Source organism: Pseudomonas sp. Z1-29 (assembly GCF_051131995.1).
In the GTDB taxonomy this organism is placed as follows: domain Bacteria; phylum Pseudomonadota; class Gammaproteobacteria; order Pseudomonadales; family Pseudomonadaceae; genus Aquipseudomonas.
The window spans coordinates 1,986,827-1,999,155 of the sequence record NZ_CP071645.1 but is presented as its reverse complement, the minus strand read 5'-3'; the positions used below and the strand labels follow the sequence as shown (position 1 = coordinate 1,999,155).

At 59.5% G+C, this 12,329-nt stretch carries 12 protein-coding genes; 2 read left to right on the top strand and 10 right to left on the bottom strand.

The window, feature by feature from the left end:
- Positions 1-6: 6 nt before the first annotated feature.
- Positions 7-762: a uroporphyrinogen-III C-methyltransferase gene (gene cobA, locus J3P84_RS09250; RefSeq protein ID WP_434629540.1), complete on the top strand. Its 756-nt coding sequence runs from the start codon at positions 7-9 to the stop codon at positions 760-762.
- 445 nt (positions 763-1,207) lie between these two features.
- Here cobA and J3P84_RS09245 read toward each other — a convergent pair whose 3' ends face one another.
- From J3P84_RS09245 to ppsA, 9 genes are all read right to left on the bottom strand, one after another.
- Positions 1,208-2,383 carry an integrase core domain-containing protein gene (locus J3P84_RS09245; RefSeq protein WP_434623684.1) on the bottom strand — a complete coding sequence of 392 codons (1,176 nt, stop codon included), beginning with the start codon at positions 2,381-2,383 and terminating at the stop codon, positions 1,208-1,210.
- 340 nt (positions 2,384-2,723) lie between these two features.
- The gene (locus J3P84_RS09240) at positions 2,724-3,758 is read right to left on the bottom strand and encodes an OmpA family protein (protein ID WP_058542369.1); all 1,035 of its coding nucleotides are present in this window, start codon (positions 3,756-3,758) and stop codon (positions 2,724-2,726) included.
- Positions 3,759-3,865: 107 nt separating this feature from the next.
- The gene (sigX, locus tag J3P84_RS09235; protein ID WP_025212681.1) at positions 3,866-4,456 is read right to left on the bottom strand and encodes an RNA polymerase sigma factor SigX; all 591 of its coding nucleotides are present in this window, start codon (positions 4,454-4,456) and stop codon (positions 3,866-3,868) included.
- Positions 4,457-4,547: 91 nt separating this feature from the next.
- Positions 4,548-5,372: a mechanosensitive ion channel family protein gene (locus J3P84_RS09230; protein WP_305499852.1), complete on the bottom strand. Its 825-nt coding sequence runs from the start codon at positions 5,370-5,372 to the stop codon at positions 4,548-4,550.
- 2 nt (positions 5,373-5,374) lie between these two features.
- Positions 5,375-5,620 (bottom strand): hypothetical protein, encoded by a 246-nt coding sequence (locus J3P84_RS09225; protein WP_014337331.1) that lies wholly within the window; start codon positions 5,618-5,620, stop codon positions 5,375-5,377.
- Positions 5,621-5,685: 65 nt separating this feature from the next.
- Positions 5,686-6,681 (bottom strand): zinc transporter ZntB, encoded by a 996-nt coding sequence (locus J3P84_RS09220; protein WP_434572885.1) that lies wholly within the window; start codon positions 6,679-6,681, stop codon positions 5,686-5,688.
- Positions 6,682-6,706: 25 nt separating this feature from the next.
- Positions 6,707-7,198 carry a ribonuclease E activity regulator RraA gene (rraA, locus tag J3P84_RS09215; protein ID WP_305499847.1) on the bottom strand — a complete coding sequence of 164 codons (492 nt, stop codon included), beginning with the start codon at positions 7,196-7,198 and terminating at the stop codon, positions 6,707-6,709.
- Positions 7,199-7,324: 126 nt separating this feature from the next.
- Positions 7,325-8,314, bottom strand: a complete 990-nt coding sequence (locus J3P84_RS09210) for an alpha/beta fold hydrolase (RefSeq protein WP_434629535.1) — start codon at positions 8,312-8,314, stop codon at positions 7,325-7,327.
- Between the two features lie 222 nt (positions 8,315-8,536).
- Positions 8,537-10,912: a phosphoenolpyruvate synthase gene (ppsA, locus tag J3P84_RS09205; protein ID WP_434629532.1), complete on the bottom strand. Its 2,376-nt coding sequence runs from the start codon at positions 10,910-10,912 to the stop codon at positions 8,537-8,539.
- A gap of 182 nt (positions 10,913-11,094) precedes the next feature.
- Here ppsA and ppsR point away from each other — a divergent pair, with 182 nt between their 5' ends.
- Positions 11,095-11,913, top strand: coding sequence for a posphoenolpyruvate synthetase regulatory kinase/phosphorylase PpsR (ppsR, locus tag J3P84_RS09200; RefSeq protein ID WP_434572879.1), 819 nt, complete (start codon positions 11,095-11,097; stop codon positions 11,911-11,913).
- A gap of 135 nt (positions 11,914-12,048) precedes the next feature.
- On the opposite strand, the gene J3P84_RS09195 is transcribed toward ppsR, so the two are convergent.
- Positions 12,049-12,276 carry an MbtH family protein gene (locus tag J3P84_RS09195; protein ID WP_305499843.1) on the bottom strand — a complete coding sequence of 76 codons (228 nt, stop codon included), beginning with the start codon at positions 12,274-12,276 and terminating at the stop codon, positions 12,049-12,051.
- Between the last annotated feature and the right edge of the window lie 53 nt (positions 12,277-12,329).

The following is a 12,329-nucleotide window of genomic DNA, read 5'->3' as shown; positions in this document are numbered from 1 at the left end:
AACACTATGAACGCAAAAGTCTGGCTAGTAGGTGCGGGTCCTGGCGACCCAGAATTGCTGACCCTCAAAGCCGTGCGCGCCCTGGGCGAGGCCGACGTGGTGTTGATCGACGACCTGGTCAACGACGCGGTGCTGGAGCACTGCCCCAGTGCGCGCATCATCGCCGTCGGCAAGCGCGGCGGCTGCCGCTCCACTCCCCAGGCGTTCATCCACCGGCTGATGTTGCGTTATGCCCGCCAAGGCAAATGCGTGGTGCGCCTCAAAGGCGGCGACCCGTGCATCTTCGGCCGGGGCGGTGAAGAAGCCCAGTGGCTGCGCGAGCACGGCGTCGAGGTGGAGCTGGTCAATGGCATCACCGCCGGTCTTGCGGGCGCGACCCAGTGCGACATCCCACTGACCCTGCGCGGGGTTGCCCGGGGCGTGACCCTGGTAACGGCTCACACCCAGGACGGCAGCAGCCTGAACTGGCAAGCCCTGGCGCAAAGTGGCACGACCTTGGTGGTGTACATGGGCGTGGCGAAACTGAGCGAGATCCGCGAGCAACTGCTGGCCGGCGGACTGGCAGCGGACACGCCGGTAGCGATGATCGAAAACGCCTCCCTGCCCCATCAACGTGACTGCCGCAGCGACCTGGCCTCGATGGAGACCGATGCCGTCGCGTTTCAACTCAAGAGCCCGGCGATCCTGGTGATTGGCGCGGTGGCCGGTGCAGCCGAACTGGCCGCCTCCCCGCCGGTCTTCGCCCAGGCATCAACCATCTGACAGCCCTGCACAATGTGGGAGCGAGCCTGCTCGCGATGCAATGTATCAGCAACCTCACTGGTGACTGATTTACCGCATTCGCGAGCAAGCTCGCTCCCACAATGGGATTGAGGTACGACTGGGAGAGATAGGTCGACTGTCAGGCCGCCTTCGCGAGCAGGCTCGCTCCCACAGGGAAACGCGGATCCACCCAAAACCAGGTCGGCTATAAGGCCGCCTCGCGGTGGACGTTGATTTCGGCGCCCCGTTAACCACGCTGGCCGAACGCAGGCATTGCGCAGTGGGCATCCCGGCATGGATGCCGGGATAGCCGCGCTGGGCCAGGGACGGCCCTTCGCGGCGGGCCCACGGAGCAATGCCGGAGTGAGGGCACACCGAGCCTTGGCGAGGTGCCGAGTGGTGGGGCAATATACGGATCACCCACATGGGTTACAAAAAAGTGCACTCACATAGGTAACACCCGGAGTGTCACGTAGCCATCAATGGCATCTCTTACGTCAATCCGTCCAAGGATGATTGGGCCGAAGATAACATCCCAGATCCCGTCCTCTATTTGCTCCAGTCCAATGGTCTGGTGCTTGAGCACATAGCCGACGTAGATCCTTAGACCACGACGATTGACGATGCCCGAGCAGTCCGCTTGGAGGCTATCGATATGGCTCGGGTAGGTCATCTCAGGAAGCTTCTCAGGGTATTGGCGGGACGAAGGCTCATAGCAGGACGCGGGTGTCTTCTGCTTTAGAGCCTCGTGGAAACGCTCATAGTTGTAATGTTGCCTGAAACGATCAAAGTGCCGTTGTTGGGCCTCCCACGCTACCGCTGGTGGTGACGGAAGAGTACTTTTCAACGTTCGATGCATACGTTCATGCCGGCCATTTTGCTCCGGCCTGCCGGGTGCGATCCGCTCAGGAATGATCCCTAGACGCAACCACCAGATGGATAATTGGGAAAGGCCCGCACGCCCTTTGCTCGCAAACGGAACACCATTGTCGGTACGAATGCGCTCCGGCAGACCATGCTCACGAAACACCTGAGTAAACACCGCCTGGGTTTCCTGGAAGTTGGTGTTAGCCATGCTGTGGCAAGCGAGCAAGAAACGACTGGCATGGTCCATGATCGTCAATGGATAGCACCAGACACCCGCACCTGTCAGGAATTGGCCTTTGTAATCGGCGCTGAATAGCTGGTTGGGAGCCTCTGCTTTCTGCAGTGGTTTGGGATAAACCGCCACCCGTTGACGCAATCGGCGTGGTTTGACCAGCTCAGCTTTCTTTAGAATGTTGTAGATCGACGTCTTTGATGGCGGCGTCTGGTCAGGGAAACGCTCGAGCAAAGCCGCCTGAATTTTCTTGGGGCCAGGCTCTGTCTCACCCCGACCGCGTAATTCAATGATCGCCTCACGGACAGCCAGGGGCACTACCCATTCCTGGGTAAGCCGACGACGACTATGTTCTTCCAGTCCCGCCGGCCCTTCCTTCTCATACCGCTCGACCCATTTATAGCCAGTCTTGCGACTGATCTCGTAAGCCTGGCAAAGCGCACTGAAGCTTGGCGGGCCTTTGATGTAGTCCGCGATGAATAGCAGTTTCAGGTCCATAGGTTTCAGCTCTCGCCATGGCATGGTCAGATCCTCGAAAACCGACCCTGCCAGTTAAAAACTGTTACCTATGTGAGTGAACTGATTTGTAACCTATGTGGGTGAGTCATACCGCAAAGCCTTTTTGGTTACTTTTTTGGCGTCTGAAAAAAGTGACCCGCCGTAAGGGCGGAACCCTAAGCAGCCGTTACCGCAGCAACGGATATGTACCCAGTCAACAAAACCCTGGGCCGACTGTCAGGCCGCCTTCGCGAGCAGGCTCGCTCCCACAGGTTCCTGGTTTTTCCAGCCGGCCACTAATTCACCAAATCGCAGGCAAAGAAAAGCCCGGCCTGAGCCGGGCTTTTCCAAAGCTTTGGGCTAATTACTTAGCTTGGGCTTCAACCTGCGCTTCTACGCGACGGTTAACTGCACGACCAGCTTCAGTGGCGTTGTCAGCAACTGGGCGGGATTCGCCGTAGCCAACAGACTGAACGCGGGACGATTCAACACCGTACTGGTTGGTCAGAACCTGCTTGACGGCGTTTGCACGACGCTCGGACAGCTTCTGGTTGTAAGCGTCAGGACCGACGGAGTCAGTGTGACCTTCAACAGTGGTGCTGGTGGATGGGTACTGCTTCATGAAATCAGCCAGGTTCTTGATGTCGCCGTAGCTGTTTTCTTTAACGACCGACTTGTCGAAGTCGAACTTGACGTCCAGCTCAACACGTACGACTTCAGCAACAGCTGGGCAGCCATCAGCGTCAACGGTTACGTTGGCTGGGGTGTCAGGGCACTTGTCGACGTTGTCGCACACGCCATCATTGTCGCTGTCGGAGCAGACTTCAGCAGGTGCTGGAACTGGAGCAGCGGCTGGCTTGGAACCGCCACCGAAGTTCACACCGATACCAACGCTAGGCGCCCACTCGGTGTCGCCCTGGTCGATGTTGTACTGAGCTTCAACGCCGGCACGGGCGTAGAAGTTGTCAGTGAAATACAGCTTGGCGCCGCCACCAACGTTGGCGAAGGTAGAACGGTTACGACCGTTGCTGCCATTCTGGTCGATGCTCTGGTCCGAGAAACCGGCAGAGACGTAAGGACGCAGCATGTCGCCTGGGTTGTTGAAATGGTACAGAGCGTCCAGAGCGGTGTTGGCGCCCTTGACGTTAGTGCCGTCGTCGGTACGTGCGTTGTGCACTTCGTCGTAGGCCAGACGCAGTTCAACGTCGTCGGTCAGGAAGTAACCAACCGAACCGCCAAACAGGTTGCCGTTGTTCTTGAAATCACGAGCGCTGTCGAACATTTCTTTCTTGGCGAAGCCTTCGATTTCAACTGCGCCTTGGCCTTGTGCCAGAGCGCCGAACGAAGTGGCAGCAATCAAAGAACCAATGGCAAAGCCCAAGGTGTTTTTCAGTTTCATCCGTTAAATCCCCATCTGGTGATTGTGAAGCAGTCCCGCAAACCGGGGGACAACTCGGCGGCAAGTCTATCAGAACTTGCCTACACGTAAGAGATATTTGCGCCGAACTAAGTTTCGGCAATGCCTGCAAATTTCTCACGCAGCTTATCGAGCGCGCGCTTGTAACGCATTTTTGTCGCGCTCAAACCCATATGCATTATGTCTGCGATCTCCTGGAATTCCAGTTCTGCGACAAATCGTAGCACCAGAATCTCCCGATCGATCGGGTTCACATAAACCAGCCAGCGGTCGAGCCCACCCTTTTCCTCGGGCTTGGGCGCCTTTTCTTCAGACGCTTCCTCGAGGGGGTCCAGGCTCAAAGCGTCCATCAAGCGACGCTTTCGCCGTTCCTTTCGATACTGCGTGATGCATTCGTTGTAGGTGATGCTGTACAGCCAGGTCTTGAACTTCGATTTCCCCTCGAAGTTCTTCAACCCGTAAAGCACCTTCAACATCACCTCCTGACAGACATCATCAGCATCGCGATCGTTCCCAAGATATCGTGCACAAACGTTAAATAAAGTTCTCTGGTAACGGCGCATCAACTCTTCATAGGCGCGCGTGACGTGGAACAGCTCCGTATGCGCGCGCGCGACCAACTCCTCATCAGAGAGATCACGGGGGTCGTAGCGCGTGGATAGCGATTGGGGTTTGTTCAAAACAAGTCGGGCCGACAGTCTAGGTCAATGTGCGCCGCAACCCGCCGTGGCGGGCATTTTGCGGCGGCATACATTAGCAGGATTTGCCGGGTTAGCGGCTACTCACATGCTGCTCCAGCAGGATCCGATTAGACAGCGATACCAGTTCGCCCTCCTCGGTCAGCAATGTGGTTTTCACCGTGCCGATCTCTTCGATCTGGCCTTCGACCTCGCCAACACGCACTTGTTGCCCAACCTCATACAATTCACGCACATAGATTCCCGCAAGAATCTGACCGGCGATTTCCCGGCTCCCCAACCCCATTGCCAGCGCGACTGCCAGACCAACGGTAATCAGGACGATCACGATCACGTGGTTGAGCAGGTCCGTCTTGACCTCCAACTGGCTGATCGCAACCGAAATACTGATGATGATCACCAGGCCCTGGGCGATACGCCCAACGCCCGAGGCATAATCCAGCCCGACGCCCTCTGCCGCGCCACGCACCAGCCCGTTGGCCAGTTGCGCCAGCAGTACGCCCACCAGCAGCACCAACGCGGCACCGAAGACCTTTGGCAGATAGAGCGCAAGCATGTCGAGCGTGGCCGAGACCCGCTCCAGCCCCAGGGACTCAGCCGCCGAAACCAGGAAAATAAGCAGGACGAACCAGTAGACAATCTTGCCCACCAGCGTCGAGATCGGAACCTGGATGCCGCCACGCGACAGCAACTTGGTCAGGCCGGTACCGCCCATCAGGCGGTCGAGGCCAAGTTTGGCGAGCAATTTGGAGAGCAGCGTGTCGAGGAGCTTGGCCACCACGAAACCCAGCAACAGCACCACCAGGGCGCCAAAGAGGTTGGGGATGAAGTTAGCCACTTTGGTCCACAACGCAGTCATTGCCGTGACGAGGCTCTGGGTCCAGAGATCAAGTTCCATATTCAGTCAGCCTTATCAGCGGTGCGAGTAACGGGTTTGCGACGGGAGACCGGCGAGACATGGGCCGACCCGTTGTTCAGGGCGATCATCAGCGCGGGCAGCCAGCGGCCCAGCAGGCTGAAAAGATCACCGGCGCCAACCTGACGGTTGGCGGTTTTGAGTACGCGTCCCAGGCATGCGTCGTCGTCCCGGCTGGACGGCGAAGCCTTGAGCATGTCGCGCAGAGACTGTTCAAACGGATCGTGCATACGCGCACCTCTCGTGATGTCTGTGGAAGACGCGATCAGATTTCGTTGGGTCACATGAAGCCTCGTCACACCCAGCGCAAACGGCGAAACAGCCACCACTGCCCCAGGGCCACGCACAGCATCAACAGGCAGGCAACGAGGAAACCATAGGGGCTTTCCGAAAACGGAATGCCGCCGACATTGATCCCCAGCAGCCCGGTGAGAAAGCTCATCGGCAGGAAGATGCCGGTGATGATGCCGAAGCGATACATCGTACGGTTCATGCGCACCGAAAGACGCCGGTCCTCGGCCTCCAGCACAAGCCCCACGCGCTCCCGGGTCAATTCCAGCTCTTCCAGGTAACGGGTCAGGCTGTTGTTCAATTCATTCCAGTAGTCGCCGTCGTCCTCGACGAACCAGGGCAATTTGATCCGTGACATCTGGCCGAAGATATCCCGCTGCGGGGCCAGGAATCGCTTCAGTCCGGCCGCCCTTCGACGGATATGCAAAATGGCGTCGTGCTCGGGAGTGTACCGTTCGTCGGTATCGAGTTTTTCTTCCTCGCCGTCGACGATTTCCGAGAGACAGGTGACCAGGTCCTGGACTTTGTTGGTCAGGTATTGCGCCATATAAAGGATGAGTTCCGAAGCCGTCTTGGGCCCCTTGCCCTCGGCCAGTTCCGCCAGCAACTCATCGGTGGCGCGCAACGGGCGCAACCGCAGGGAAATCACCCGCTGGGCCGAGGCGAAGATGCGCACCGAGACCATGTCTTCCGGTTCCGCGCCCGGGTTGAGGTTGATCCCGCGAAGAAACAGCAGCAGCTCGGCATTGGGCAGCGGCAGCAGGCGCGGCCGGGTGTTCTCTTCCAGCAGCAGGTCGCAATTGAATTCGCTCAGGCCGCTGGATTTGCGCAACCACGTGTGGGTTTGCGGATGACTGCGGTCCCAATGCAGCCACAGGCTTTCATGAGCCTGCAACTGCAAGTCGTCCAGTTCGGTCCGGGCTATCGAACGCGCGCCGCCTTTACCATCCAGCACCAGGGCATGCACCAATCCCCACTGCGCGTTTTCTTCCTCGAACATCCTCATCCCTTATGGCTGTAGCGCTTCATTCAGGCATTTTCAGCGGGCTCGGCGAAACAATCACGCCGTTGTTGTCCGCATAGACATACTCGCCCGGGCGAAACGTCACGCCAGCGAAGGTCACCGGTACATTAAGATCACCAATGCCGCGCTTGTCGGTTTTCATCGGGTGGCTGGCCAGGGCCTGGACCCCGAGGTCGGTCTGGGCAATGACGTCGACATCGCGGATGCAGCCGTAGATCACCAGCCCTTCCCAGCCATTCTTCGCCGCTTTCTCGGCCAGCATGTCACCCAACAGGGCCCGCCGCAGCGACCCGCCACCGTCGACGACCAGCACTTTGCCCTTGCCTTCGAGCTCAACCTGCTCCTTGACCAGCGAATTGTCTTCGAAGCACTTGATGGTCACGATTTCACCACCAAAGGAGTCGCGGCCACCGAAATTGCTGAACATCGGTTCCAACACCTGCACCAGGTCCGGGTAGGTATCGCACAGGTCGGGCGTGAGGTAATGGTTCATCGGGCAGCTCCTGCAAGGGTTGGACGTCTGGCTGAATGAATAACCGTTTGTGACCGAAACAACGTAGCGCGTCATATCTTAGCCGCAAGCCGACCAGAGCGGAATGCCCTTGTCAGAGCCTTCCCCTCAAACCGCTTCGGCCAGGCGAGGCTGGTCTGCCGACAGCGGCGCGCGCTGATCTTCCAGCCAGCGCGCCACCAGCGGCCAGACCTCGGCTTGCGCGGCTTTGCTGACAAGCATTTCGACATGGCCGTAATCATCACCGAAGCCCTGCGCCCGGCCCAGGCAGACAAACTGCTTGCGCTCGGAACCGATCTGCTCGAAAAGTTTTCGACACGCCCAGGTCGGATCCTGCTGATCGCCGGCGGCACTCACCGCCAGTACCGGCACTTGCACGTCCGCCAGGCCGGCCCACCAGTTCTTCTCGGCATCGCCGAAACGCCCGAACAGGCCATACCAGCGCATGCTCTCCAGGGCCAGGCCGATAGGCTCGTCTTCCGGGCCGCGCTTGAGCCTTGGGCCGGACAATTGGGAAAAACGCTTGAGAATGAAGCGCCCGCTCCACTCCACCGGGGGGATTTTCAAGGGCCAGTAAGTGCGGCTGACCTGAGTGCCGAAAAACGCCGCCGACGCCACGGCGGGCTCGCCCAGGTAATGGCCGCCCAACGCTGCCGCCAGGGTGATGCCACCCAGCGAATGGCCAATCCAGTGGGGCACTTGCCCGCTTTGCTCGCGCACAAAAGCGCCGATGGCTGGCAAGTCGTAACGGGCATAGTCCGCGACCCGGTTATTGCGGTAGCCCTGGTTGCGCTGGGATAACCCATGGCCACGCATCTCGGGAATCCAGACATCGAACCCCAGGCGCACCAGGTACGCTCCCAGCCCCAGGCCCTTGGGCGAATACCAGAAGCGCCGGTTGGAAAAACTGCCGTGGAGCAGGATCACCGGAACACCACGGACCTCGCCGGCATCGGCCATGCCCAGGCGGGTAACGGCCACTTCGACGCTGTAGTCCGGGCTGTTGCCAGGTTTCAGGCGATACACATCTTCGCTCAGATCACCGCGCCGCTCGGCGCTGATCAGGGCGACAGGAAATAGGTTGCTGCTGCTTTGCATGATCTTCTTGCACAAAAAAGGGCGGCGTCCTGGTGGAGCCCGCCCTGCTTCAAATCAAAAGGGACTGGGAGACTGGTCGCCCGCGAACCTGTGGGAGCGAGCCTGCTCGCGAAGACGATGGGTCAGTAAAACCCGTATCGGCTGACACTCCGCAATCGCGAGCAGGCTCGCTCCCACAAGGCATTCCTCGGTTTACATCACCAGCGAAGCCCCTTCACTCAATCAGACCGCAGCCTGACCCTCAGCCAGGAAGAACCAGGTTTCCAGCACGGAGTCCGGGTTCAACGAAACGCTCTCGATGCCCTGCTCCATCAGCCACTTGGCCAGATCCGGGTGGTCGGAAGGGCCCTGGCCGCAGATGCCGATGTATTTACCGGCCTTGTTACAGGCGGCAATCGCATTGGCCAGCAGCTTCTTGACCGCCGGGTTACGCTCGTCGAACAGGTGGGCGATGATCCCGGAGTCGCGGTCCAGGCCCAGGGTCAACTGGGTCAGGTCGTTGGAACCAATGGAGAAGCCGTCGAAGAACTCAAGGAACTCTTCGGCCAGGATCGCGTTGGATGGCAGCTCGCACATCATGATCACGCGCAAGCCGTTTTCGCCACGGGCCAGGCCGTTTTCCGCCAGCAGGTCGACCACCTGGCTCGCTTCGCCGAGGGTGCGCACGAACGGCACCATGATCTCGACGTTGGTCAGGCCCATCTCGTTACGCACGCGCTTCAGAGCCCGGCATTCGAGCTCGAAGCAGTCACGGAACGACTCGCTGATGTAGCGCGAAGCTCCGCGGAAGCCCAGCATCGGGTTCTCTTCTTCCGGCTCGTAGAGCTTGCCGCCGATCAGGTTGGCGTACTCGTTGGACTTGAAGTCCGACAGGCGCACGATGACTTTTTTCGGCGAGAACGCCGCCGCCAGGGTGCTGATGCCTTCCACCAGCTTCTCGACGTAGAAACCGACCGGATCGTCGTAGCCGGCAATGCGCTTGTCGACGCTGTCCTTGATTTCCTGCGGCAGGCCGTCGTAGTTCAGCAGCGCCTTGGGGTGCACGCCGATCATGCGGTTGATGATGAATTCCAGGCGGGCCAAGCCCACGCCGGCATTCGGCAACTGCGCGAAGTCGAAGGCGCGGTCCGGGTTGCCGACGTTCATCATGATCTTGAACGGCAGCTCCGGCATCGCGTCCACGGAGTTCTTCTTGATGTCGAAGCCCAGCTCGCCTTCGAAGATGTAGCCGGTATCGCCTTCGGCGCAGGAAACGGTGACGCCCTGGCCGTCCTTGAGCAATTGGGTGGCGTTGCCGCAACCAACAACCGCCGGGATGCCCAGCTCACGGGCAATGATTGCCGCGTGGCAGGTACGCCCGCCGCGATTGGTGACGATGGCGCTGGCGCGCTTCATGACCGGTTCCCAGTCCGGATCGGTCATGTCGGAAACCAGTACGTCGCCGGCCTGGACCTTGTCCATCTCCGAGACGTCCTTGATGATCCGCACCTTGCCCGCGCCAATGCGTTGGCCGATGGCCCGGCCTTCCACCAGCACGGTGCCGGTTTCCTTGAGCAGGTAGCGCTCCATGACGTTGGCCTGGGTGCGGCTCTTCACGGTTTCCGGGCGGGCCTGGACGATGTACAGCTTGCCGTCGTCACCGTCCTTGGCCCACTCGATGTCCATCGGGCACTTGTAGTGTTTCTCGATGGTCATCGCCTGCTTGGCCAGTTCACTGACTTCGGCGTCGGTCAGGCAGAAGCGCGCGCGATCAGCCTTGTCCACCTCGACGGTCTTGACCGAGCGACCAGCCTTGGCCTCGTCGCCGTAGATCATCTTGATCGCCTTGCTGCCGAGGTTGCGACGCAGGATGGCGGGGCGGCCGGCTTCCAGGGTGCCTTTGTGGACATAAAATTCGTCCGGGTTCACCGCGCCCTGCACGACGGTTTCGCCCAGGCCGTAGGCGCCGGTGATGAACACCACGTCACGAAAGCCCGACTCGGTGTCGAGGGTGAACATCACACCGGCGGTGCCGGTTTCGGAGCGGACCATGCGCTGCACGCCGGCGGACAGGGCGACCAGCTTGTGGTCGAAGCCCTGGTGCACGCGGTAGGAAATGGCGCGGTCGTTGAAGAGGGAGGCGAAGACTTCCTTGGCGGCCCGGATGACGTTTTCCACGCCACGGATGTTCAGGAAGGTCTCCTGCTGACCGGCGAACGAGGCGTCCGGCAGGTCTTCAGCGGTGGCCGAGGAGCGGACGGCGACGGCGATGTCGGGATTGCCTTCGGACAGCTTGGCGAAAGCAGTACGGATCTCGGCGTTGAGTTTCTCGGGGAACTCGGCTTCCATGATCCATTGGCGGATCTGGGCGCCGGTCCTGGCCAGGGCATTGACGTCATCGACGTCGAGGGCGTCGAGCGCATCGTGGATCTGCTGGTTCAGGCCGCTCAGTTCCAGGAAATCACGATATGCCTGGGCGGTCGTGGCGAAGCCACCTGGCACCGAGACACCGGCGCCGGCGAGGTTACTGATCATCTCGCCCAGGGATGCGTTCTTGCCCCCCACATGCTCTACATCATGGACGCCGAGCTTATCGAGGGAAACTACGTACTCTACCAAGGTGATCTCTCCACTGACTGTGTTGGAAAAGCTCAAGTACCGGCAGCTCCAGGGAGCAATCGCCGGCGATATGGCCTGGACCTGGAAAATAAGTGAGAATGCTGGCCACGGGCGGCCGGCAAATCGCGCCTATCATATCCAAGAATCGTTACTAGCTCACTAGCTTAAGGCCCAAGGCGCAAATGAAACGATCCGCTTTCTTTATCTCCGACGGCACCGGCATCACGGCCGAAACGCTGGGCCAGAGCCTGTTGGCGCAGTTCGAAAACATAACCTTCACCAAGCTGACACGGCCGTATATAGACAGCGTCGACAAGGCGCGGGCCATGGTACAGCAAATCAATAAAGCCGCCGAAACCGACGGTTTTCGCCCGATCATCTTCGATACCATCGTCAATCAGGACATCCGTGAGATTCTCGCAACGTCCAATGGTTTCATGATCGACATTTTTTCCACGTTCCTGGCGCCCCTGGAGCAGGAACTGAGCGAACACTCCTCCTACTCGGTCGGCAAGTCCCATTCCATTGGCCACAACTCCAACTACATGGAGCGGATCGAGGCGGTCAACTTCGCGCTGGACAACGACGACGGCGCCCGCACGCATTATTACGACAAGGCCGATTTGATCCTAGTGGGTGTGTCGCGCTGTGGTAAGACGCCGACGTGTCTGTACATGGCGATGCAATTTGGGATCCGCGCGGCCAACTATCCGCTGACCGAAGACGACATGGAGCGGCTGCAACTGCCCAACGCCTTGCGCGCCCATCAGCACAAGCTGTTCGGCCTGACCATCGACCCGGACCGCCTCACCGCGATTCGCAACGAGCGCAAGCCCAACAGCCGCTATTCGAGCTATGCCCAGTGCGAATTCGAAGTGCGCGAAGTGGAAAACCTGTTCCGGCGGGAGAATATTCCCCACATCAACTCCACGCATTTTTCCGTGGAGGAGATTTCGGCGAAGATCCTGGTGGAGAAAGGGGTGGAGCGGCGGTTCAAGTAATCTAGACGCCCAAAACCAAAACCTGTGGGAGCGAGCTTGCTCGCGATAGCGGTGGATCAGCAACATTAATGCCGGCTGACTCTCCGCTATCGCGAGCAAGCTCGCTCCCACAGGGGTGTTCTCAGAACTTCTGTATCAATGGGCCACAGTCGCCTGCTCTTCCATCTTCTTGCGCAAGCTCAACGGGCGCATGTCGGTCCAGACCTCTTCGATGTAGGCCAGGCACTCCTTCTTGAAGCCGCTCTTGCCCACGGTCCGCCAACCTTCCGGAACGGCCTTGTAGTCCGGCCAGATCGAATACTGCTCTTCGTGGTTGACCACGACCTGGAAGAGGATGTCCTCGCGGTCGAATACTGAAGTCATGGTGTTTCTCCGTCGTTGCTCAAGGTTCGCCGCGCCATGGGCGCAGCCAAGGT

Bases quoted from the DNA above. Each gene is read 5' to 3' on its own strand.
- J3P84_RS09240 (WP_058542369.1), bottom strand. From the start codon at position 3,758: ATGAAACTGAAAAACACCTTGGGCTTTGCCATTGGTTCTTTGATTGCT.
- J3P84_RS09245 (WP_434623684.1), bottom strand. From the start codon at position 2,383: ATGCCATGGCGAGAGCTGAAACCTATGGACCTGAAACTGCTATTCATC.
- J3P84_RS09230 (WP_305499852.1), bottom strand. From the start codon at position 5,372: ATGGAACTTGATCTCTGGACCCAGAGCCTCGTCACGGCAATGACTGCG.
- cobA (WP_434629540.1), top strand. From the start codon at position 7: ATGAACGCAAAAGTCTGGCTAGTAGGTGCGGGTCCTGGCGACCCAGAA.
- rraA (WP_305499847.1), bottom strand. From the start codon at position 7,198: ATGAACCATTACCTCACGCCCGACCTGTGCGATACCTACCCGGACCTG.
- J3P84_RS09225 (WP_014337331.1), bottom strand. From the start codon at position 5,620: ATGCACGATCCGTTTGAACAGTCTCTGCGCGACATGCTCAAGGCTTCG.
- J3P84_RS09195 (WP_305499843.1), bottom strand. From the start codon at position 12,276: ATGACTTCAGTATTCGACCGCGAGGACATCCTCTTCCAGGTCGTGGTC.
- ppsR (WP_434572879.1), top strand. From the start codon at position 11,095: ATGAAACGATCCGCTTTCTTTATCTCCGACGGCACCGGCATCACGGCC.
- J3P84_RS09210 (WP_434629535.1), bottom strand. From the start codon at position 8,314: ATGCAAAGCAGCAGCAACCTATTTCCTGTCGCCCTGATCAGCGCCGAG.
- J3P84_RS09220 (WP_434572885.1), bottom strand. From the start codon at position 6,681: ATGTTCGAGGAAGAAAACGCGCAGTGGGGATTGGTGCATGCCCTGGTG.